The sequence below is a fragment of the Nocardia sp. FBN12 genome (assembly GCF_050320175.1).
In the GTDB taxonomy this organism is placed as follows: domain Bacteria; phylum Actinomycetota; class Actinomycetes; order Mycobacteriales; family Mycobacteriaceae; genus Nocardia.
Genome location: NZ_CP190048.1, coordinates 7,271,181 through 7,292,491, shown reverse-complemented (window position 1 = coordinate 7,292,491; position 21,311 = coordinate 7,271,181). Strand labels below are relative to the sequence as shown.

18 protein-coding genes and 2 tRNA genes are annotated in these 21,311 nt (G+C 68.8%); 13 read left to right on the top strand and 7 right to left on the bottom strand.

Going from position 1 to position 21,311, the window contains the following annotated elements:
• Positions 1-6: 6 nt before the first annotated feature.
• The 6 genes from ACQHI0_RS34170 (at position 7) to ACQHI0_RS34145 (ending at position 4,129) form a co-directional block, all read left to right on the top strand.
• Positions 7-79, top strand: a tRNA-Arg gene (locus tag ACQHI0_RS34170).
• Between the two features lie 179 nt (positions 80-258).
• Positions 259-852, top strand: coding sequence for a hypothetical protein (locus ACQHI0_RS34165; RefSeq protein ID WP_427905797.1), 594 nt, complete (start codon positions 259-261; stop codon positions 850-852).
• A gap of 57 nt (positions 853-909) precedes the next feature.
• On the top strand, positions 910-2,268 hold the full coding sequence (locus ACQHI0_RS34160) for a metallophosphoesterase (RefSeq protein WP_427905796.1): 1,359 nt from the start codon (positions 910-912) through the stop codon (positions 2,266-2,268).
• 85 nt (positions 2,269-2,353) lie between these two features.
• Positions 2,354-2,425 (top strand) — tRNA-Cys (locus tag ACQHI0_RS34155).
• A gap of 38 nt (positions 2,426-2,463) precedes the next feature.
• Positions 2,464-3,051, top strand: coding sequence for a MarR family winged helix-turn-helix transcriptional regulator (locus ACQHI0_RS34150; RefSeq protein ID WP_427905795.1), 588 nt, complete (start codon positions 2,464-2,466; stop codon positions 3,049-3,051).
• Between the two features lie 25 nt (positions 3,052-3,076).
• Positions 3,077-4,129: a hypothetical protein gene (locus ACQHI0_RS34145; RefSeq protein ID WP_427905794.1), complete on the top strand. Its 1,053-nt coding sequence runs from the start codon at positions 3,077-3,079 to the stop codon at positions 4,127-4,129.
• An 11-nt stretch (positions 4,130-4,140) separates the two neighbouring features.
• On the opposite strand, the gene ACQHI0_RS34140 is transcribed toward ACQHI0_RS34145, so the two are convergent.
• Positions 4,141-4,935 (bottom strand): enoyl-CoA hydratase, encoded by a 795-nt coding sequence (locus tag ACQHI0_RS34140; protein ID WP_427905793.1) that lies wholly within the window; start codon positions 4,933-4,935, stop codon positions 4,141-4,143.
• Between the two features lie 165 nt (positions 4,936-5,100).
• On the opposite strand from ACQHI0_RS34140, the gene ACQHI0_RS34135 reads away from it, so the two are divergent.
• Complete coding sequence (locus ACQHI0_RS34135; protein WP_427905792.1) at positions 5,101-5,652, top strand: hypothetical protein; 552 nt, start codon at positions 5,101-5,103, stop codon at positions 5,650-5,652.
• Between the two features lies 1 nt (position 5,653).
• Here ACQHI0_RS34135 and ACQHI0_RS34130 read toward each other — a convergent pair whose 3' ends face one another.
• Positions 5,654-6,613, bottom strand: a complete 960-nt coding sequence (locus tag ACQHI0_RS34130; RefSeq protein ID WP_427905791.1) for a DUF2157 domain-containing protein — start codon at positions 6,611-6,613, stop codon at positions 5,654-5,656.
• Between the two features lie 136 nt (positions 6,614-6,749).
• Between ACQHI0_RS34130 and icmF the strand changes: the two genes are divergently transcribed.
• Together icmF and ACQHI0_RS34120 are read left to right on the top strand one after the other, a co-directional pair.
• Positions 6,750-9,959, top strand: a complete 3,210-nt coding sequence (icmF, locus tag ACQHI0_RS34125; RefSeq protein WP_427905790.1) for a fused isobutyryl-CoA mutase/GTPase IcmF — start codon at positions 6,750-6,752, stop codon at positions 9,957-9,959.
• Between the two features lie 81 nt (positions 9,960-10,040).
• Complete coding sequence (locus ACQHI0_RS34120; protein WP_427905789.1) at positions 10,041-11,108, top strand: amidohydrolase family protein; 1,068 nt, start codon at positions 10,041-10,043, stop codon at positions 11,106-11,108.
• A gap of 93 nt (positions 11,109-11,201) precedes the next feature.
• Here ACQHI0_RS34120 and ACQHI0_RS34115 read toward each other — a convergent pair whose 3' ends face one another.
• The gene (locus tag ACQHI0_RS34115; protein WP_427905788.1) at positions 11,202-11,951 is read right to left on the bottom strand and encodes an SWIM zinc finger family protein; all 750 of its coding nucleotides are present in this window, start codon (positions 11,949-11,951) and stop codon (positions 11,202-11,204) included.
• Positions 11,951-14,755: a DEAD/DEAH box helicase gene (locus ACQHI0_RS34110; RefSeq protein ID WP_427905787.1), complete on the bottom strand. Its 2,805-nt coding sequence runs from the start codon at positions 14,753-14,755 to the stop codon at positions 11,951-11,953. Before ACQHI0_RS34110 ends, ACQHI0_RS34115 begins: the two co-directional genes overlap by 1 nt.
• 199 nt (positions 14,756-14,954) lie before the next feature.
• Between ACQHI0_RS34110 and ACQHI0_RS34105 the strand changes: the two genes are divergently transcribed.
• A complete protein-coding gene (locus tag ACQHI0_RS34105) occupies positions 14,955-15,317 on the top strand; it encodes a hypothetical protein (RefSeq protein WP_266296226.1) in 363 nt (120 codons plus the stop codon).
• Between the two features lie 78 nt (positions 15,318-15,395).
• Positions 15,396-16,082, top strand: a complete 687-nt coding sequence (locus ACQHI0_RS34100) for an HNH endonuclease family protein (protein ID WP_427905786.1) — start codon at positions 15,396-15,398, stop codon at positions 16,080-16,082.
• Positions 16,083-16,160: 78 nt separating this feature from the next.
• On the opposite strand, the gene ACQHI0_RS34095 is transcribed toward ACQHI0_RS34100, so the two are convergent.
• Positions 16,161-16,991 carry a sulfurtransferase gene (locus ACQHI0_RS34095; RefSeq protein ID WP_427905785.1) on the bottom strand — a complete coding sequence of 277 codons (831 nt, stop codon included), beginning with the start codon at positions 16,989-16,991 and terminating at the stop codon, positions 16,161-16,163.
• 87 nt (positions 16,992-17,078) lie between these two features.
• Entirely contained in the window at positions 17,079-17,915 is an 837-nt protein-coding gene (locus ACQHI0_RS34090; protein ID WP_427905784.1) for a helix-turn-helix transcriptional regulator, read from the bottom strand.
• A gap of 121 nt (positions 17,916-18,036) precedes the next feature.
• On the opposite strand from ACQHI0_RS34090, the gene ACQHI0_RS34085 reads away from it, so the two are divergent.
• Both ACQHI0_RS34085 and ACQHI0_RS34080 read left to right on the top strand, forming a co-directional pair.
• On the top strand, positions 18,037-19,272 hold the full coding sequence (locus tag ACQHI0_RS34085) for an MFS transporter (protein ID WP_427905783.1): 1,236 nt from the start codon (positions 18,037-18,039) through the stop codon (positions 19,270-19,272).
• Positions 19,273-19,427: 155 nt separating this feature from the next.
• Entirely contained in the window at positions 19,428-20,630 is a 1,203-nt protein-coding gene (locus ACQHI0_RS34080; RefSeq protein WP_427905782.1) for a benzoate/H(+) symporter BenE family transporter, read from the top strand.
• Between the two features lie 120 nt (positions 20,631-20,750).
• On the opposite strand, the gene ACQHI0_RS34075 is transcribed toward ACQHI0_RS34080, so the two are convergent.
• On the bottom strand, positions 20,751-21,245 hold the full coding sequence (locus tag ACQHI0_RS34075; protein WP_427905781.1) for an Lrp/AsnC family transcriptional regulator: 495 nt from the start codon (positions 21,243-21,245) through the stop codon (positions 20,751-20,753).
• Positions 21,246-21,311 lie beyond the last annotated feature (66 nt).

The following is a 21,311-nucleotide window of genomic DNA, read 5'->3' as shown; positions in this document are numbered from 1 at the left end:
TATCCCGCCCTCGTAGCTCAGGGGATAGAGCGTCTGCCTCCGGAGCAGAAGGCCGCAGGTTCGATTCCTGCCGAGGGCACACACGAAGAAGGCCCCCGACCAGCTGGTCGGGGGCTTTCTCTTTCGCCAACCCCCGGATGCGACCGGAGCGCACGCGGGGGTTATGGTTCGCCTCGTTTGTTCGGTAGTCAGGTTTGATCTCGCACGGTTCCACACGTTTTGGGGGTCGACGCCCCCGATGACATCAGGAGCGTTGCCATGACGAATCCACAAGAGCCGCCGGTCGAGCCGGGGATGCCGGGCGGGCCACCGGGGTATCCGCATGCCGGGGGCGGTGGGCCGCAGGGGCCCGAGTATCCGGATGGGCCCGATGTTTTCGTGCCGCCGCCCGCGCCGAAGAAGAAGCGGACCGGGTTGTTCATCGCGCTGGGGGTGGTCGCGTTGGTGATCGTCGGCGTGCTGGTGACGGGGGTGGTGCTCACGTTGCAGGGGCGTACGCCGTTGTCGTCGGACGAGTCGCAGATCGATGTCGCGGTGCGGGATTTCTACGACACGCTCGATTCCGACGGGTTCATCGCGGCCGCGCAGCTGGCCTGTCAGGCGGATCGCACCGAGATCGACAATCTCACCACCGAGCAGCGGGCGCAGTTCGAGCGGGCGACGGTGCAGGTGACGATCGACGAGGTCAAAGACATCGAGATCACCGGTGACAATGCCAAGGCGACCGTGGTCGGTCAGCTGACGCTGTCGGTGGAGGGCGAGGAGCCCGATACCGAGTCCAGCACCGAGGAGCACCTCACCAAGGAAGACGGCACCTGGAAGATCTGCTCGGCGCCGGCCAGCAAACACTGACCGAACACCCGGTGACGCCTCCCGGTTTCGCCCGGAACCGTCGTTACTCTCGGTGACATGGGCTGCTGCGGAGCGTCGCGCCGGACAGTGCTCGCCGCGGCGGCGGGCGCGGCCTTCGCCACCTTGCTCCCGAGTCCTGTTGCCGCGCAATTCGATCCGCTGATCGCGCTCGATCTGGAGATCGTCACCGTGACCGAACGTGGCGTGGTGCTGACCTGGACCACGTTCGGTCTCGATCGAGCAGGTCGGCCGGTCCCGGTCCCCGCCGACACCGAAGTGCGCCTGGCCCCGGCAGATTCACCCCGCGAGCCGGTCACCGTCTACCACGACGACACCCGAACCCCCTACCACTACGCCGAACTCGACAACCTCGAGCCGGGTCGGCCCTACCGATTCCTGGCGCTGTCCGACGGAATTCGCGCCCTGCCGGGCCCGACCCTGACCACCTCGACACCCGGCGCACCCGAAGCTCGCGGCGAATTCACCACGCTCACACCGCCTCCCGGCCGGGTGCTGCACACCATCGCCCTGGCCAATGACGTGCACTACGGCGAAACAGTGAGCGGCATCGTGATCGCGGGTTTCCCCCCTGGATACCAGAGCGATCCACCGTATCCACAGTTCATGCTCGATGCGCTGCTCGCCGATGTCAGCGCCCACGACGCCGCCCTGCTCCTGCTGGCGGGCGACCTCACCAACGAGGCCACCGCCGACGAATCCCGTTCCATCCGTGCGCATCTGGACAGCTGGGGCACCCTCGGCACCGACTACCTGGTAGCCCGCGGCAACCACGACCGCCCCCACCCCGGTTACCCGGATTGCACCGACTGCTGGGGCGAGCACTTCCTCCCCCGCCAGCAACTGACCGAACACCACCTCGGCGACCTACGCATCCTCGGCCTCGACACCAGCGCCCCGGACGCGGCGGGCGGCACCATGGACCGCCCGCAACTCGACGCCCTCGCCGAAACCCTGCGCGCCGACCCGGACCGCCCGACCATCGTGTTCGGCCACCACCCCGTCACCGCGGAATCGGGCTTCACCAACATCGGCGGCCCCGCCTTCGTCCTCGACCGCACCGCCGCCCTCGAACTGCAAACCCTCTACCAGCGGGCACCGGGCGTCTTCCTGCACCACAGCGGCCACACCCACCGAACCAGACGCACCCGCGCGGACCTACCGTGCGCGGTCGAATTCCTGGAAGTCGGCGCGGTGAAGGAGTACCCGGGCGGCTACTGCCTGTTGACCGTCTACGAGGGCGGCTACCGGATCAATTTCCACAAGACCCGCACCGATGACGCCCGCCGCTGGAGCTCGCTGACCCGCGGCCAGTACTTCGGCACCGCCCCGGACTACCTGCTCGGCACGCTCGACGACCGCAATCACGTCGTCGCGCGGGATTTCTCCGGACTTTGATTCACCCGCCGCCTCCTGATCATTGGGATCACGCTGATCCGAACCCTCGCCGCGAACACCGACGCACGGCACTATCAAAGGCGAGGCGGGCGTGGCTGAGAGGTTGAGGCAACGGTCTGCAAAGCCGTCTACGCGGGTTCAATTCCCGCCGCTCGCTCTGTGGGAAAGCGGCTGGGTCGTGGAATGATCGTTTTCATGTCACGGCCCAGACCGCTCCCCCAAGACCCCATCGCCGAGGCCTACCGGCAGTGGGTGGCGCATGGCTGGGAGCCGGTCGCCGACGGCATGGCGCTGGTGACCTCGCTGGTTCGGGCGCAGCAGATCGTGATGGCGCGGGTCGACGAGGCGCTCAAGCCGTCCGGGCTGACCTTCTCTCGCTACGAGCTCTTGCAGCTGCTCAGTTTCAGCAAGACCGGCGCCCTGCCGATGGCCAAGGCGAGTGCGCGGCTACAGGTGCATCCGACGAGCGTGACCAACACCGTCGATCGGCTCGAAGCGGCCGGGCTGGTGGTTCGCGTACCACACCCCAGCGACCGGCGGGCAACACTCATCGAAATCACCAGTGCCGGAAGGAAATCCGTGGCCGAAGCCACGGCGGCGCTCAACGCCGAGGTGTTCGCCGAGCCCGGTCTGCCCGCCGACCAGGGCCGCGACCTGTTGCGCCTGCTGGCACAGTTCCGGCACGACGCGGGCGATTTCGAGACCGACGATCCGGAAAACCTCGCATTCCACGCGACCTGGCAATCGACGGGGGAATCTTCGGCCGATACCCTTGGCAGCTAGCGCAAAAAGGTCCACGATGTAGCCCATGGTGCTGATCCTCGGGGTATCGGCGGGCGCGGGTGGAGCCCGTGCCGTGCTGACCCATTCCGATCAGCCGCACATGCCGCCCATCGACCGGATCCAGGTGCCGCGGCGGGCGGGCGGCTCGATCGAGGAATCGGTCCTCACCGCGATCCATCGCATGCGCGCGGCGGCGGCCGACCGCGACGAGTACATCTCCGGCACCGCCGTCACCTGTCGCAGCGAACTGCAAGCCGACGCGATCAGGGCTGCCGCGGGCCAGGCCGATTTCGCGATCGTCGACGAACCGCTGGCCCAGTTGCGCTATCTGCGTTTCACCGGCCTGCTGCCCGCCACCGACTCGGTGATGCTCTACGACCTCGGCAGTTCCGGCTTGACCATCACCCACGCCGATTGCCGCACCGAAACGATCCTCGCGGGCAAACGCAGCACCGTCCTCAGCGGCAACGGCTACGACGCACTCCTGCGCTGGCAACTCGCGCGCAGTGGCGTCTGCGCCGACACACACGCCAGCCGCGAACACCGAGAATCGTTGAGCCGCACCAGAGTTGTCACCGCCACCGACGCCGACACCGGCGGCCGCACGGTACTCACGCGCAGCGATCTGGCCGCGCTATGCGAAGCGGGACTGCATCATTCGGCCTCGTTCGTGCGACTGCTGATCGAAGAGACCGGGGTGGAACCGGGCGCCATGGCACTGCTCGGCGGCTGCGCCCGCAACCCGAATCTGCGTGCCGATCTGGCCCAGCTGATCGGCTTGCCGATCGTGTACGACCCTGAGCCGGAATATGTTTCGGCGCGCGGCGCGGTGCTGCTGTGCGCCCGCCGCCCCTCGGCGCGGTTACGGATGCCGCGCCGGGGCGCGAGCGTCGTCGGCGGGGAACCACGCGTCGGCCGCCGAAAACTTCTGGCCGCGGTCGCGGTGACGGCCACCCTCGGTGGCACGGTCGTCGGCCTGCTCAGCAACGACAATTCCCCGGCGCGGTCCCCCGAACAGGGCACCGCGCCGAGTACCGCGCACTTCATCGACGGCGCGCCACAGTGGAAACCGAACTAGCGCGACGACAATCAGCGGTTGGTGAAGTTCGGCGGACGCTTCTCGACGAAGGCGGCCATGCCTTCCTTCTGATCCTCGGTCGCGAACAGCGAATGGAACACCCGTCGCTCGAACAGCAGCCCCTCGGCGAGCGTGCTCTCGAACGAGCGGTTCACCGCCTCCTTGGCGATCATCGCGACCGGCAGCGACATCGACGCGATGGTCTGCGCGGCCTCCAGCGCGGTGTCGAGCAGTTCGTCGGCGGGCACCACCCGCGAGACGAGCCCGGAGCGCTCGGCTTCCTCGGCGCCGATCATCCGGCCGGTCAGGATCAGATCCATCGCCTTGGCCTTGCCGATCGCGCGGGTGAGCCGCTGCGAGCCGCCGATGCCGGGGATCACGCCAAGGGTGATCTCGGGCTGGCCGAACTTGGCGGTGTCGGCGGCGATCAGGATGTCGCACAGCATCGCCAGCTCACAGCCGCCGCCGAGCGCGTAGCCGGAGACGGCGGCGACGGTGGGCTTGCGGAAGTTGGCCAGCCGGTCCCAGCGGGCGAAGTAGTCGGCCAGGAACATGTCCATGTACGACTTCGGCGCCATCTCCTTGATGTCGGCTCCCGCCGCGAAGGCCTTCGCCGAGCCGGTGATCACGACGGCGCCGATGGAGTCGTCGCCGTCGAGCTCGTCGAGCGCGGCGATGACGTCGTCGAGGACCTGGGCATTGAGGGCGTTGAGGGCCTTCGGCCGGTTCAGGGTGATCCAGCCGACCCCGCCTTTACCGTCGGTACCGCCCTTGCGCTCCAGCAGAATCGTCTCGAAATCGGTCACGGGCCACCCTCTTGTCGATCAACGGTTACGGATGACGCAGACCATACCGAGCCGCGCCTCGCTCCGGTGACGCGTGTCCGCGGCGAGCCGACGAAGTAGGCGTCCACCTGCGGCACGCCGGATGTGACGCATTCCACCGCGCCCGATTTGCGGCACAATCAGGGCATGGGCAGCGACCACTTCGTGCGGATCACCCGCCTGCGCGCACTGATCGACCACGAGAACACCGGCGCGGGCGAGCGCGCCACGGCCGAACGAATGCTGGAGCGGCTACTGCGAAAAGCAGTGGACCACAACCCTTCCGGTGCCGGCGCGGACCGCGTCTACGGCTCGCGGCACCACCGCGCGGGCCGGCACGCGAGCACCGCGTCGATCGTCGAATCGGTCCGCGAGGACATCGCCTTCGCCCGCACTTTCGTCGCCAAGGGCGGTCCCGGCGAGGTCACCGTGCACAGCCCCCTCGCCGCGGCCCCCGCCGAACTCACCGTCGCCGTCACCACCCCGTTCGCCGACCAGATCGTCGTCACCATCACCGACATCCCGCCCGCCTGGGGCTGGGAACCCGACGAATTCGACCGCATCATCGCCACCGAGGACCTGCGCCGACTCGCCGACGAGCTAGCCGAGATCATCGACAGCTACAACCACGACGGCGCCGACGTCGGCCCGCGATTCTTCCGCACGATCCGCGCCCAGGAAACCACCCTGATCCGCTGATTCACCCTGCCCGGCCCGGCCCTTGCCGAGCGAGCAGGACGACCAGGCCGACCGTGAGTACCAGCGCGCCGACCGCCAGCACCACGCTCGCGACGGCCGGACCCCCGCTGGTGTGGTCGGCCACCACCTGCACCACCGCGACCGCGATCCCCGCCGCACCACCGAGCACCAGGACGGCATCGCGGCGGATCGCGTACAGCACGAAGCAGAGCACCCCGATCAGCGCGGTCAGCCCGGGCCGCCACAGCGATTCGCCGAACGTCACCGACTGCGCGCCGACCACCGCGATCACCCCACCGAGGACGTATCCGGCCCATTCGGCCACGAGCAACCGGGCCGACGCCAGCCCGAACCACACCGCGCCGAACCCCATCAGCGCGATCCCCTGCCAGGGCGAACGGACGTCGAACAGTGCCGAGGTCACGCCCAGAATGCTCGCGACCCCGAACCCCGCCACGGCGACCATCCCGAGCACGCTCGGCACCAGCAGATATCCGAGCGTCGCGACGACCAATCCGGCGACCGACGCTTCCTCGCCGTACCGGCCGAACACCGTCGCCACCGCTGCGGTCACCGCGACCGCCGCCAGCACCGCCAGCACCGCGGCCAACCTGACCCGACCCGCCGAGACGATCGGCACCCGGCGGAACACCCCGGCACACCCATCGGCCAACACCACCGCACCCCACATCGCGCACCCGGCCACCACCGCCAGCAACACCACCCGCCCCGACTGCGCGACCTGCGCCCACGCCTTGTCGACGAACAGCCCGAGGCCCGCCGCCACCAGTCCGGCCCCGAGATAGGCCACGATCTCGGCGGCTACCCTGCCCCGGCACGCGCGCCCGGCCCGCTCCTGCTCGTCGACCGCCCACAGCACCGCTGTCCGCTGCGCCCCGCTGATCACCCCGGACGCCACCAGTCGCTCCAACGCCACCGCCACCCGATGCTCGCGAACCATCCGTCGAGTATGTCGACCTGCGGCGACGATTCCGCCGATACCCGGACGGGGCGTTTCGCGGCGAGGTGACGACGTTCACAGTAGAATTACTTTGATGTCCTAATATTGGGCGATCTACCACATGGCGGAGGCAGTCATGAGCCTGCACGTTCCTACGAATCCGGTGCGGTTCGTGACCTCGGCGGCCCTGTTCGACGGGCACGACGCGGCGATCAACATCATGCGGCGGATTCTGCAGGCCCAAGGCGCCGAGGTGATCCATCTCGGGCACAACCGGTCGGTACGCGAGATCGTCGACGCGGTGATCGAGGAGGACGTGCAGGGCGTGGCGGTGAGCTCGTATCAGGGCGGGCACATCGAGTTCTTCGAATACCTGGCCGAGGCGCTGCGCGAGGCAGGCGCGGGTGAGGTGCGGATCTTCGGTGGCGGCGGCGGGGTGATCGTCGCCGAGGAGATCGAGCGGCTCGCGGCCTGCGGCGTGCGGATCTTCTCCCCCGAGGACGGCCAGCGACTCGGTCTGCCCGGGATGATCAACGAACTGATCGAGCTGTGCGATGTGGACCCCGCGCGCAATGCTCCCGACCTCGACGCCCTCTACACCGGCGACCGGAATGCCTTGGCGCGCACCATCACCTGCCTGCAGCAGGGTGCGCTGACGGAGACGGATCGAGCCGCGATCGTAGCGGCGGCGAACACGCGGCGGGTGCCCGTTCTCGGCATCACCGGCACCGGCGGCTCCGGAAAGTCCTCCCTCACCGACGAATTGGTGCGCCGACTGCGCACCGACCAGCAGGACAAGCTGCGCATCGCCGTCCTCGCGGTCGACCCGACCCGCAGGCGAGCGGGCGGCGCCCTGCTGGGTGATCGCATCCGGATGAACGCCCTCGACGGCGATCACGTGTACTTCCGTTCGCTGGCCACCCGGGGCAATCACGAACTGCCCGACGATGTCGACACCATGATCGCCGCCTGCCGGGCCGCCGGGCACGACCTGATCATCCTCGAGACTCCCGGCATCGGCCAGGGCGACGCGGGCATCGTCGATCACGTGGATGTGGCGCTGTATGTGATGACGCCGGAGTTCGGCGCCGCCTCCCAGCTCGAGAAGATCGACATGCTCGACTACGCCGACGTCGTCGCGATCAACAAGTACGAGCGCCGTGGCGCGGCCGACGCGGTCCGCGATGTGGCGCGCCAATTGATCCGCAACCGGGCGGAATTCGGCGCGAGCCCCGGGGACATGCCGGTCTTCGGCACCAGCGCGGCGACGTTCGACGACGATGGCGTCACCGCGCTGTACCAGCACCTCACCGGCCTGCTCACCGAGCACGGCCTGACCCTCGAAGCAGGTGCACTGCCCCGCGTCGACACCAAAATCTCCACCCGATTCGCACAGCTGGTCCCTCCGTCGAGGGTTCGGTACCTGGCCGACATCGCCGACACGGTGCGCGGCTACCACGCCGATACCCACCGCGAAGTCGCTGCCGCCCAACGTATTCAACGGCTCGCACTGGTTCACGAAGAGCTGCCCGACGACGCGGCCGTCACCGATCTGCTCGATCGAGCCCGCCCCACCCTCTCCGCTGCCTCGACCGCCGCATTGGCCGAATGGCCCACGGTCGCCGAGAGCTACCGTGGCGAGGAACAAGTGGTCCGCATTCGCGATCGCGAACTGCGCACGCCCCTGCGTCGCGAATCACTGTCCGGCACCAGCATTCCCCGCGTCGCCCTGCCCCGATTCACCGACGACGGCGAACTGCTGCGGTTCCTGCGCGCCGAGAACCTCCCCGGCCGATTCCCGTTCACCGCGGGTGTTTTCCTCTTCAAACGGGACAACGAGGACCCGGCCAGAATGTTCGCGGGCGAGGGTGACCCGGCCCGCACCAATCGCCGCTTCAAGGTACTCAGCGCCCACGCCGAAGCCACCCGGCTGTCCACCGCGTTCGACTCGGTAACCCTCTACGGCCACGATCCGGCCGATCGCCCCGACATCTACGGCAAGGTGGGCACCTCGGGGGTCTCGGTGGCCACCGTCGAGGACATGCGCACCCTGTTCGACGGTTTCGACCTGCTGGCGCCGACCACCTCGGTCTCGATGACCATCAACGGCCCGGCGCCGACGATCCTCGCGTTCTTCCTCAACACCGCGATAGATCAAGCACTGCAACGGTTTTGCGATGCCGAAGGTCGCGAGCCGACCGCCGGGGAAGCCGCCGGGATCCGGGCGCACACGCTGTCGACCGTGCGCGGCACCGTCCAGGCCGACATCCTCAAGGAAGACCAGGGCCAGAACACCTGCCTGTTCTCCACCGAATTCAGTCTGCGCATGATGGCCGATGTGCAGGAATGGTTCGTGCGCAACGATGTCCGCAATTTCTATTCGGTGTCGATTTCGGGATATCACATCGCCGAGGCCGGCGCGAACCCCATCAGCCAGCTCGCCTTCACCCTCGCCAACGGCTTCACCTATGTGGAGACCTATCTCGCGCGTGGGCTGGCGATCGACGACTTCGCGCCGAATCTGTCGTTCTTCTTCTCCAATGGCATGGACCCCGAATACACGGTGATCGGCCGGGTCGCCCGCCGGATCTGGGCGATCGCGATGCGCGAGCGGTACGGCGCGGGTGAACGCGCCCAGAAACTCAAGTACCACGTGCAGACCTCTGGGCGCTCGCTGCACGCACAGGAAATGCAGTTCAACGACATTCGCACCACCCTGCAGGCGCTGATCGCCGTCTACGACAATTGCAACAGCCTGCACACCAATGCTTTCGACGAGGCGGTGACCACCCCCACCGAGGATTCGGTGCGCCGCGCACTGGCGATTCAGCTCATCATCGCCAAGGAATGGGGGCTGGCCGTCAACGAGAATCCGCTGCAGGGCAGTTTCATCGTCGACGAGCTCACCGATCTCGTCGAGGAGGCCGTACTGCTGGAATTCGAGCGGATCAGCGAACGCGGCGGAGTACTCGGCGCCATGGAGACCGGCTACCAGCGTGGCCGCATCCAGGACGAGTCCATGCGCTACGAGCAGCGCAAACACGATGGATCGCTGCCGATCGTCGGGGTGAACACCTTCCGCGGCCGCGACGACGGTGCCGAGCACGCCCCGCTGGAATTGGCCCGCGGCACCGAAACCGAACGCCGTTCCCAGCTGGACCGGCTGCACAGTTTCCAGGCCGGGCACGCCGAACAATCGCATCGCGCGCTGGCCCGGCTCACCGAGGTGGCGCATACCGACGGCAATATTTTCGATGTGCTCATGGACGCGGCGCGCGTCTGCACATTGCAGCAGGTCACCGATACTTTCTTCGCCGTGGGTGGGCAATATCGGCGCACTGTTTGAGCAGCGTAATCCGTCGCTCGCCGCCGCTGGCGTGTGACAATCGCCGAGAGCTTTGTCGGCGGCGGCGATGGGACGCACAGCATGGATCTGACCGACTTCGACATCATCGATGCCCATATTCACCAGTGGGATCCGCACGCCACGCCACGCGAGTTCAGCAGGATGGCGAAACTGATGCGCTATCTGCCAGTGCCGGTCGATATCGCGGCGAAGCTGGCGCCGCGCCGCGACCGTGAATTCGTCGGCGACCCCACTGCCTACCTTCAGCCTTATCTGCCCGCCGACTATCGCGCGGACCTGGGAAACACGCCGGTCGAATCGGTGGTGGAAATCGAAGCGGAGTGGACGGGCTGGAAGCCCGACGAGACGCGGTGGGTGGCGAGCCTGCCGTTCGGCGTGGACACACCCACCTTGGCCACCATCATCGGCGCGGCCGACCCCGCCGCGGCCGATTTCGGTGCGGTGCTCGATGCGCATCAGTCCGCGTCGCCGCTGTTCCACGGTATCCGGGCGATGGTCGCCTACCACCCCGATCCAGCCGTGAAGTCCTTCACCGCGCACGACGGCGCGCTCACGGCCCCGGCGTTCGTCGACGGCTTCGGGCAGCTCGCCGAGCGTGGGCTCTCGTTCGAGGCGTGGGTGTATTCGGGGCAGCTGCCCGATGTGACGGCGCTGGCCGAACGGTTCCCCGAGGTGCCGATCGTGCTCGACCATCTCGGCACGCCCGCGGGGATCTTCGGGCCGGTCGGCAAAGACACCGGGCACACCGCCAGGCAGCGGCAGGTGCTGTTCGATCGGTGGCGCGACGATGTCACCGATCTGGCCGCGCAACCGAACGTGCTCGCCAAAGTGAGCGGACTGATGATGCCGGTACTCGGGCATCCGGTACCACCACGTGGCACCTCGACGCCCGTGCCGACACTGCTCGGGCGGGTGGGTCCGCTGCTGGCGCACGCGCTGACGGTGTTCGGCGCCGACCGGCTGATCTGGGGGTCGAACTTTCCGGTCGACAAGCCGATCACCAGCATCGTCGGGGCCGTCGAGGCGGTGGCCACCGGGCTGAGCGACGCGGGGGCGAGCACCGATGACCTGCGGAAGGCGTTCGGCGGCAACGCCGTCCGGTTCTACCGGATCGAGCCGACCACCTGAATCGCCGCGCACCCGCGCCGGTGTCGGTGGACGGGCGGCACCGACCGGACCGACGAGTTCTTCCACATCGTCCGCCGCGGCAGCCAGCGAGACTCAGCTGTCGAATTCGGCATAGAGCGAACGTAATTCGCGCAGTCCGGTTGCCGCGGTCGGTTCGTCCTCGGCGGACATCCGCAGCGCGCGGCGCAGCGGGATCGCGTCGAGGTCGTCGATGACGGCGTGGAATTCGATCCGTGGCAGCTCGGGCAGGGCCAGGTCGTCACCGTAGGGGTCGTCGGAATCGGCGGTGCGCGTGGACTTCTCGACGCCGCCGATGAGAGTCTCGAGGTCGAGGCCGCGCAGGGTGAGGATTTCGCTGGGCTGTTCGTCCAGACGTTCGGCGAGCAAGTAGCAGACCGCGGCGACGTGCTTGCACGGCCAGCCCATGTCCGGACAGCTGCAGGTGAAGTCCAGTTCCGAGGCGGTGGTCGGCAGCAGGTGCGGCCCGAGCGCGGGTGGGAGCGCGCCCGAGGCGATCTCGGCGAGCATGCCGGGCGCCTGTCTGATCTCGGCCAGCAGCAGTTCGACCTCTTCGTCGCGCAGCGGGCGGATCGACAGCACCGAGGTGAACGGGCTCGGCTGGCTGCCCTGCACCTCCGCGGTCACCGCGCCGCGTTCGATCCGGTAGTTCACCACCTGCCCGGCCCTGGCGTAGGTGCGACCACGCGAGAGCCTGCCCGCGTCGGCCACCTTCTCCACCGCGTCGAGCAGCGCCTTGCCCCACCAGGTTCGCCCGAACCCGCCGCGCGCCTTGGCGCCGCCGCGGACCGGCTTACGCGGACCGAACTGACTGAAGTCGGTCATCAGTCACCCACCGCCTCGGCACCGAGGGTGAACAGCTCACGCAGCTCGTCGGTGCTCATCTCGGTGATCCAGTTCTCCCCCGCGCCGACCGCCAGATCGGCCAATTGCTTTTTCCCGTTGATCATTTCGCCGATCCGCTCCTCGATGGTGTCGACGCACACCAGCTTGCGGACCTGCACCGCGCGCTGCTGGCCGATCCGGAACGCGCGGTCGGTGGCCTGGTTCTCGACGGCCGGATTCCACCAGCGATCGAGATGGATCACGTGATTGGCGGCGGTGAGGTTGAGGCCGGTGCCGCCCGCCTTGAGTGAGAGCAGCATCAGCGGCGGGCCGTTCTCGCCCTGGAAGCTGGTCACCATGTCGTCGCGGCGCTGCTTGGTCACGCCGCCGTGCAGGAACGGGATCGGGGCGCCGAAGCGTTCGGTGAGGTAGGGCAGGATCAGGTCGCCGAATTCGCGGAACTGGGTGAAGAGCAGGGCTTTCTCGCCGTCGGCCTGGACCGCGTCGAGCACGTCCTCCACCAGCGCCAGCTTGCCGGAGCGGTGACCGCCGCGGCGCAGGATCGGCGAGCCGTCGCCCAGGTAGTGCGCGGGGTGGTTGCAGACCTGTTTGAGCCTGGTCAGCGCGCCGAGCACAGCACCCTTGCGCGCCATGCCTTTCGCGTCTTCGAGCTTCTCCAGCATGTCGTCGACGACGGCCTGATAGAGGGCGGCCTGTTCGACGGTGAGGTTGGCCCGCACCGTCATCTCCAGCTTCTCCGGCAGGTCGCTGATCACCGTCGGATCGGTTTTGAGCCTGCGCAGCACGAACGGGTCGGTGATCAAGCGCAGCCTGTCGATGGCTTGCTGGTCGCGTTCGCGTTCGATCGGCACCGCGAACTTGGCGCGGAACGATTGCGGGCTGCCGAGCAGTTTCGGCATGGCGAAGTCGAACAGGGCGCGCAATTCCTCCAGGCGGTTCTCGACCGGAGTTCCGGTGAGCGCCAACCGATGTCGAGCAGTGAGGGCCCTGGCCGCGCGCGCCTGCCTGGTCACCGCGTTCTTGATGTGCTGGGCTTCGTCGAGCACGATCCGCTCCCACTGCTGTTCGCTCAGCAGGGTGACGTCGCGTGCCAGCAGGGCGTAGGTCGTGACGACCAGGTCGCAATCCCGCACCGCGGCAGCGAATTCCGCGCCGGTCAGCCGGCTCGGGCCATGGTGGACCAGCACCCGCAGATCCGGCGTGAACCGCTGCGCTTCCCGCTGCCAGTTGCCCACCACCGACATCGGACACACCAGCAATGTCGGCCCGACACCGGCCCCAGCCTCCGCGGCTTCGCGTTCGTGGGCCAGGAGCGCCAGCACCTGCACGGTCTTGCCCAAGCCCATGTCGTCGGCCAGGATCGCGCCGCAGTTCAGCCTGCTCATCGTGGCCAGCCAGCTCAGGCCGCGTTCCTGATAGGGGCGGAGCTGGGCTTTCAGGCCGACCGGTATCGCGACCGGCTCGGGTTCGCCTTCCCTGGCGAACAATTCGGCCGCCCACCCGTCGGCGGTGACCTCGGTGACCGGGACGTTGTCGACCCGCTCGGTGGCGAGTTCGCCGATCATGTCGGCCAGGGTGATCGGGCTGTCGTCGGCGTGCTGGGCGACGTAGCGGGCGGCGGCGGCCAGCGCTCGATGGTCGGCCTGCACCCACTCGCCGCGCAACTGGACCAGATCCGACTTGCTGCTGATCAGCCGTTCCATCTCGGCCGGTGTGAGTACCAGGTCACCGAGCGCCAATTCCCAACGGTAGGAGAGCAATCCGCTCAGCCCGACCGTGGATTCGGCGGCGGCGGGGCTGCTCACGCGCAACCGCATGCTCGGTTCGGCGATGTTCCAGGCACGCGGCAGCAGCAGCCGGATTCCGGCTTCCTGCAAGGCATGTGCGCCGTGGGCCACCAGATCGGCGACGACCTCGGTGGGTAGCAGCAGGTCGAGACCGCGCGGATCGGTGGGCAGGTCGCGTAGGCGCGGGTAGGCCTTACGCGCTTGGCCGAGCTTCTCCGCCGCCGTGCGTACGAGCACTGGATCATCTTCGAAGACAACCGGTTTCGGCGCGTCGTCGACCGGGCGCAGACAGACCTGCAGCCGCCACAGCGCCACCGATTCGTCGGCGGTGCCGAACTCACCGTCGGGTTCACACAGGCGAAGCACGAGTTCCGGTTCGTCGGCGGCATAGCCTTCCCGCCACTGCGACAGCGTTTCGGACAGGCGGTAGGAGCCGACGTCCAACGGAGTATCGGCGATCAACGCGGCAAGCAGCGGGTGCGTCATCGTGCGATGGGTGAGGTATTCGCGAGCGATCGGATCGGTGAGGTGGTTGCACAGATCCTCGAGCACGGCGGCGGGCGGACCGGCGACCCGCAGCGCCGGTGGCATCGCGGCGGCCAGCTCGGCCAGCCACGCTCGTTGACGTTGGCCGCCGACCAGCCGCCAGCGCACCCACCACTGGCCGTCGGCCCGCTCGATCTGCGGCACGACCCGGCCGGCCCGTACCCACCGTTCGATACCGCGCGCGACGTGCGCGAGGAACCGCAGATCGCCGGAGATGTGCTCGCGCGGGAGCCTGCTGCGCAGCACAACGGCCGCCGTCGGTGGCGCGAGCGCGTGCGCGCGAACCTCGGCGGTCGCCGGCTGACCCGCGGCATCGACGACAAGCACCTGGGCGCGATGCCGGAACCTGGCGCGGTCCAAGATGTCGCCAAGTACCGACCCCACGGCGACCGGGTCCGCGTCGTGCCACAGCAGTAGGCCCGATTCGGGGGACCACAGACCGTGCAGCATGGGTCCCATCCAAGCAGGCGGCACCGACATCGATCGCGGCCGCCATACCCCTGGATTTCTCGCCGCAACGAGAACATACTGAAATAACCCCTGGTCACGGGCCGGAACACCCACCGGCGACAACTCCATACACACCCAGGCGAACCGGCTCGATCCGGTTCGGCCGATGACCCCCTTGTAATTCGTGCGGAGGGAAACGATGACGATTCTGCTCCAGGTACTCGAGCAGAGCTACACCCCCAACACCCCATGGGAACGGCGCAAGTTCACCTTCATCGACACTACGAAAATCCTCGGCATGCGCCTGGACGGTCAAGCAGGCGTCTGGCTCGATCTGTCGCGACCGGGCGAATCCCAGCGCCTGGCCCACACCATCGACCCGCGGGAATCCATCACCTTCCTACTCACCGTCTTCGCCAAGATCGCCGAATGCGAAGAGCGCGGCGGCTCCTGGCTGGTCGGCCACGACGGCGCCCACATCTCCTCGATCGCCGCGACCCGCTTCCCACCCCGCACCGCGGACCTGGAAGCCGACGACCTGCTGGCCCGCGCCTGGTTATAGGCCGCCGCGCCGGCGCAGGCGGGCCTTGTTCCTGCCTGCGGCCATTGTTGTCGGTGCCTGCGGCTACAACCTGCAGGTATGCGGAAACTGGCGTGGTTGCTCGTCGTGGCGCTCGCGACTGCCGGGTGCGGGGTGATCGGGCTGGATGAGCCGGTCGCTCCCGCACCGGGAAGTCCGACGCGCGCGCAGGTGACGGCCCTGCTCGACAAGGTGCGTGTCATCGCGTCGCGACCCCACCCCGGCGGTTACGAACGTGGCTGCAAGGCGGGCCAGGCCTGCGTGTTCGGACCGGCCTGGACCGACGACTCCGATGCCCCCGGCAGCCACGACGGCTGCGACACCCGCAACAACGTCCTGGCGATGCAATTGCGCGAGGTAGTGCATCGCGGCCGCTGCGTGGTCGTCGCGGGGATCCTCACCGACCCCTACACGGGAACCGACATCGACTTCACCAAGTCGGACGGCGGCCGCATCCAGATCGACCACGTCTACCCGCTGGCCGCCGCCTGGGACATGGGCGCCGCTTCGTGGACCCCGGACAAACGCCGCCGCTTCGCCAACGACCTCGCGGTGAATCTCCTCGCGACCGGCGCCGCCACCAACCAAGCCAAGGGCGACGACACCCCCGCCGCCTGGCTACCCCCGGCCCGCGCCAACCACTGCTTCTACGCAGCCAAGTACCTCACCGTCGCCGTCGACTACGACCTCCCGATCACCGCCGCCGACAACGCCACCCTCCACGACGTCGCCCGCGGGTGCCCGTGAGCCCGGGTGTGCCCGCAGCTGGTCCGAGCCGGTGCCGCCACACCACTGACGCGGTCGTTGGCGAACTCCCAGCAGCGCCTACTCTCCGGTCGCCACAGCCCGCTTCGGGTCGTTCGACCACTGCGAGTACGAACCCGGGTAGAGCGCGGCGTCGATGCCCGCGACGGCGAGGGCCGCGATCTGGTGGGCGGCGGTGACGCCGGATCCGCAGTACACGGCGACCGGGCCCGCACCGAATCCCGCGAAGCGCGCGCGAAGGTCATCGACACTTCGGAAATGCCCTGTGCCATCCAGATTTTCGGCAGTCGGCGCGCTGACGGCACCAGGGATATGTCCGGGGCGTGGATCGATCGGTTCGACCTCGCCGCGGTACCGCTCACCAGCGCGCGCATCGAGCAGCACACCAGACCATTTCGCCGTGGCGTCGGCGTCGATCACCGGCAGCCCGCCGGGTCGCACCACCAGGTCGCCGCCGACCGGATCCGGTTCGGCGCCGGTCGCTAGATCCCCACCGGCCGCGAGCCAAGCGGGCAGCCCGCCGTCGAGGATGCGCACGTCGTCCACACCTGCCCAGCGCAGCAGCCACCACGCCCTCGCGGCCGCCGTGCCGCCGGTCGCGTCGTAGACCACCACGGGTTCGCCTGCACTCAATCCCCAACTGCGCGCGCACTTCTCGAAGGTTCCCGGATCGGGGAGCGGGTGGCGGCCACGCGCGGGTGAGGGAGCCGCGGCGAGTTCGGTCTCCAGGTCGACGAAGACCGCGCCCGGGATATGCCCGTCGAGATAGTGCTGCGGTCCGTTCGGATCACCGAGCGCCCACCGCACATCGAGCAGATGGATCTTCTTGTCCGCCAGCTCTTTCCGAAGCACAGCCGAGGAGATCAACACCGCGCCCAAACCCACTCCCATCGAAGCCCCCGCCTGCGAAACCGTTGCCGACACTGTACTCGAGGCACAAGGGACGAGGCCCGAGGGCGGAACGGCGGGGCAGCGCGGCTACGAAAAGGACCTGAGCGGGTCGTGGGACTCGTGCTGGAGCTCGGCGATGGCTTCGGTCGTCTGGTCGTCCGCCGGGAGGAAGACGACCAACTGCTGGGTGTCCGAGGCCAGTTCGAGCGTCTCACGCACCAGCCGGAGCTGGTGTCCGTCCGGGTGGCTGAGCCGGAGCGTGCCGCGGCGCGGAATCACCCGGCTGTACAGGCGGCCGGTGAACTCCGGTCCGGCGATGGGGGCGAGCTCGGCGGTGAGCCACTCCAGGTTCTCCAGCGACGGCGCCTGCCACAGGTCGAAGGCCTGCTCGTCCGCGACGTCGTCCCAGTCGACGAAGAACGACCGGGCACGGGGGTCGGTGAACAGATAGCGGTTGAGGTTCGGCTGGGCGACGTCGAGCAGCCCCGTTCCCCTGGTGACCGACTGGAAGCCACTGGTACGGGCCAGGATGTCGCCCAGCCGATTGGTCACGATGGCGACACCGGGTTCGAGGAGGCGCAGCGTCCGCAGCACGGAAGGCCGTACCTGCCGGGACGGCGGTACGGGCCGGATCTGCACGGCGCACTCACCGCCGGTGATCTTCGCGAGGTAGCGCAGGTGGTTGCGCTCGGAGGGGTCGAGGCCGAGGGCCTCGGCGAGCGAGTTGACGACCGTCGGTGAGGGATTGCGGTCGCGCCCCTGCTCGATGCGAGTCAGATACTCGACGCTGATGCCCGCCCCGGTGGCGAGCTCCAGCCGGCGCAGACCGGGTGACCGCCGCCGGCCCCGTTCCGGAAGCCCGAGGGATTCCGGCTGGATGCTGTCCCGCTTGGCCCGGATGAAATTCCCCAACGGAGTCCCCATGAGGCCAAGGTACCGGGCGAGTTGACGGCCAGGCGGGGAAGACCTTGCGGAGGGTGACCCTCCGGGGGCTAGCCAAGATACGGCCTCGTTGTTCGCCGGCTGTCGCTCGATGATGTTCGGCATGGAGAACATGTCGACGCGGCGCTCCGGTCAGGCGTTGCTGGCGTTCGGGCTGCTCGTAGTGGCGGCCAATCTGCGGGCGAGTCTGACCGGCGTCGGGCCGTTGCTGGACCAGGTGCAGGCGGACCTCGGACTGGCACCGAGCGCGGCGGGCCTGCTGAACACACTGCCGTTGCTGGCGTTCGCGGCGCTGTCCCCGATGGTGCCGCGCATGGCCACGCGGTGGGGAGCCGAACGGCTCCTCGGGGGTGCGTTGGTGGTACTGACCGTGGGAATCGCGGTGCGCTGGCTGCCGACGGCCGTCGGGCTGTTCGCGGGAACCGCACTGATCGGTGCGGGCATCGCCGTGGGCAACGTGCTGCTGCCGAGTCTCATCAAGCGCGACTTCCCCACCAAGGTGGGTCTGCTGACCAGCGCCTACGCCACCGTGATGGGCGGTGTCGCCGCCATCGCTTCCGGCGTTGCGGTGCCGATCAGCGAGGTCGCCCCTGGCGGCTGGCACACCGCCCTTGGCTGGTGGGGGCTGATCGCGGTGGTGGCCTTCCTGGTGTGGCTGCCCCAGATACGGACCGGGCAGACCTCCCCGCAGGCGGTTCGCGGGCACCGGCTGCCCTGGCACTCGGGGCTGGCGTGGGCGGTCACGGCGTTCATGGGGCTGCAGTCGCTGGGCTTCTACGTCGTCGTGACCTGGCTGCCGCAGGTGTTCCAGGACAACGGCCTCAGCGCCGCGGCGGCGGGCTGGCTGCTGTTCCTGTTCCAGGCGATCGCGGTGCTGACCAGCCTGGCGGTGCCCGGTGCGCTGCGGTGGGCGCGCGACCAGCGGGCGCTGGCGACGGGGTGCTCCGCGATCATGCTCCTCGGCTATATCGGACTGTTCTTCGCACCGGGCTTGGCCCTGCTGTGGAGCGTGGTCCTCGGCCTGGGCGGCGGAGCCTGTCTGGTGCTCGCGCTGGCCTTCATGAGCATGCGGGCCAAGGACGCCACCTCGGCGGGCGCGCTGTCGGCGATGGCCCAGTCGGTCGGCTATCTGCTGGCCGCCGTCGGGCCGGTGGTCTTCGGGCTGCTGCACACCGTCGGTTCGGACTGGAAGGCGCCGCTCACGCTGATGTGCGTCGCTGCGGCGGCCCAGACGGCCGTGGCGCTGGTGGCAGGCCGGGGCACGGTGCGACCGGCGGACGGCCCCGAGGCCGAGGGCACCCCCTCGACACCGGAACGCGCCTCCTCGCCCAGCCACTGATCATCCGGCAGTGTTGCGAGGCATCGCCGACCGGGAGAGTGGCGACATTCACGGGCCGGTCGCGCAACTGGACTGGCCTGCGGATCGCACGAATCAGTCCAGTTTCGCAAGACTGGCAGGCGACGGCTTCGGATCGGTCGGGCAATATCTGCACAATGTCGCAGGTCTCCACCACTTCCGCCGATGCCGCCGAGAAACCGGCGGGTATCGCGCAGCCGCTCGGGGCGGGAGCGATCACCGCACTGGTCGGCTTCACGAGTTCGTTCGCGGTGGTGCTGAGTGGTTTGCGCGCGGTAGGGGCGAGCCCGGCGCAGGCCGCGTCGGGGTTGCTGATCCTGTGCTTCACGCAGGGCATCGGCATTCTGTTGCTGAGTTTCCGGTACCGGATACCGATCACCCTGGCCTGGTCCACGCCCGGCGCTGCGCTGCTCGCGAGCACCGGGTTGGTGGCCGGTGGCTGGCCGGGCGCGGTCGCGGCCTTCGTGGTGACCGGCGTGCTGATCGTGATCACCGGGCTGTGGCAACGGCTCGGCTCGCTGGTCGCCGCGATCCCCGTGCCGATCGCGCAGGCGATGCTGGCCGGTGTGCTCGTGCCGCTGTGTCTGGCCCCGGTGCAGGCACTGCGCACCTCACCCGCCGTGGTGGTGCCGGTCATCGTGGTGTGGCTGGTGCTGCAACGGTTCGCACCCAAGTGGGCAGTGCTCGTCGCCTTCGCGACGGCAGCCGTCGGCACCGGCATCGACATCGCCGTCAACGACCGGCACCTCGACCTGTCCGCCATGGTACCGACGGTGGAATGGACTGCGCCCCAGTGGCATTGGCAGGCCATCATCGGCATCGCGATCCCGCTCTACATCGTCACCATGGCCTCCCAGAACATCCCCGGCGTCGCGGTGATGCGCTCGTTCGACTTCCAGGTCCCCTGGCGCCCGGCCATGCTCGTCACCGGCATCGGCACCATCCTCGGCGCGGCAGCGGGCGGCCACGCGATCAATCTCGCCGCCATCAGCGCGGCCCTCGCCGCAGCGCCGGCCGCCAGCCCCGACCCCAAACGCCGCTGGATCGCCGCAGCCACCGCTGGCGCGAGCTACCTCATCCTCGGCCTCGCCTCCGCCGCCCTGGTCACCCTCATCGCCGCGGCCCCGGCGGGCACCATCGAAACCGTCGCGGGCCTGGCACTGCTCGCCACCCTCGCCGCCGCCCTGACCGGCGCCCTCAGCGACCCAGCCCACCGCATGGCAGCCCTCGTCACTTTCCTCGTAGCGGCCTCCGGCACCACCCTGTTCGGCATCGGCGGCGCCTTCTGGGCGCTGGTCGCCGGGCTCGTCGTTCGCCGGTTCCTCCCGACCGGCACCTGACCGGCCGCTTTCGGTACGCGGTCAGCGGTCTCACCGGCCCGGTGCACCGCTATCGCCTGGCGCAGTCCGGTCGGTCCGACCCGACTCGAACCGCCGACTGGATTCATCGTTGGCGCGACTTCAGCTCGGGCCGGCCAGTCGGTCGAGGAGAGGGCCCGTGCGCGGACCGACGAGTTCGCGCATGACCAGGGCCATGTTGGTGCGTTCGACGCCGGGGATCTTCAGGATTCGGCCCGCGATGCGGTAGAGGTCGTCGGCGTCGCGGGCGACGATGCGGACGGTGAGGTCGGTGGCGCCGGTCATGCCGCAGACCTCGGTGACCTCGGGGACGTCGGCCAGGTCCTCGACGACGGCGTCGAGTCGGTGCTGGTCGACGACGACCGCGACGAACGCTGCCAGCGGGTAGCCGAGGGCGCGAGGTTCCACTCTGCGTTCGAAGCTGCCGAGTACGCCACCGCTGTCCCAGCGGGCCAGGCGCGCCTGCACGGTGTTGCGCGACAGGCCGAGGCGCGCCGCGAGTTCCACGCCGGTGGCGCGCGGGGTGGCGATCAACTCGCGCAGTAGCCGCGCGTCGGTGGCATCGAGCGTCACAGCGTCGGGTTCGCGACTTGTCATACAACGCAGTATGGCAGCGTCGACCCCCCGCAGATCATGCATTCTGCTCAGATGCGCGTGCCTCGC

Excerpts from the sequence above, each read along its gene's own strand:
- ACQHI0_RS34165 (WP_427905797.1), top strand. The coding sequence starts at position 259 with ATGACGAATCCACAAGAGCCGCCGGTCGAGCCGGGGATGCCGGGCGGG.
- ACQHI0_RS34160 (WP_427905796.1), top strand. The coding sequence starts at position 910 with ATGGGCTGCTGCGGAGCGTCGCGCCGGACAGTGCTCGCCGCGGCGGCG.
- ACQHI0_RS34150 (WP_427905795.1), top strand. The coding sequence starts at position 2,464 with ATGTCACGGCCCAGACCGCTCCCCCAAGACCCCATCGCCGAGGCCTAC.
- ACQHI0_RS34145 (WP_427905794.1), top strand. The coding sequence starts at position 3,077 with ATGGTGCTGATCCTCGGGGTATCGGCGGGCGCGGGTGGAGCCCGTGCC.
- ACQHI0_RS34135 (WP_427905792.1), top strand. The coding sequence starts at position 5,101 with ATGGGCAGCGACCACTTCGTGCGGATCACCCGCCTGCGCGCACTGATC.
- ACQHI0_RS34130 (WP_427905791.1), bottom strand. The coding sequence starts at position 6,613 with ATGGTTCGCGAGCATCGGGTGGCGGTGGCGTTGGAGCGACTGGTGGCG.
- icmF (WP_427905790.1), top strand. The coding sequence starts at position 6,750 with ATGAGCCTGCACGTTCCTACGAATCCGGTGCGGTTCGTGACCTCGGCG.
- ACQHI0_RS34120 (WP_427905789.1), top strand. The coding sequence starts at position 10,041 with ATGGATCTGACCGACTTCGACATCATCGATGCCCATATTCACCAGTGG.
- ACQHI0_RS34115 (WP_427905788.1), bottom strand. The coding sequence starts at position 11,951 with ATGACCGACTTCAGTCAGTTCGGTCCGCGTAAGCCGGTCCGCGGCGGC.
- ACQHI0_RS34110 (WP_427905787.1), bottom strand. The coding sequence starts at position 14,755 with ATGCTGCACGGTCTGTGGTCCCCCGAATCGGGCCTACTGCTGTGGCAC.
- ACQHI0_RS34105 (WP_266296226.1), top strand. The coding sequence starts at position 14,955 with ATGACGATTCTGCTCCAGGTACTCGAGCAGAGCTACACCCCCAACACC.
- ACQHI0_RS34100 (WP_427905786.1), top strand. The coding sequence starts at position 15,396 with ATGCGGAAACTGGCGTGGTTGCTCGTCGTGGCGCTCGCGACTGCCGGG.
- ACQHI0_RS34095 (WP_427905785.1), bottom strand. The coding sequence starts at position 16,991 with ATGGGAGTGGGTTTGGGCGCGGTGTTGATCTCCTCGGCTGTGCTTCGG.
- ACQHI0_RS34090 (WP_427905784.1), bottom strand. The coding sequence starts at position 17,915 with ATGGGGACTCCGTTGGGGAATTTCATCCGGGCCAAGCGGGACAGCATC.
- ACQHI0_RS34085 (WP_427905783.1), top strand. The coding sequence starts at position 18,037 with ATGGAGAACATGTCGACGCGGCGCTCCGGTCAGGCGTTGCTGGCGTTC.
- ACQHI0_RS34080 (WP_427905782.1), top strand. The coding sequence starts at position 19,428 with ATGTCGCAGGTCTCCACCACTTCCGCCGATGCCGCCGAGAAACCGGCG.
- ACQHI0_RS34075 (WP_427905781.1), bottom strand. The coding sequence starts at position 21,245 with ATGACAAGTCGCGAACCCGACGCTGTGACGCTCGATGCCACCGACGCG.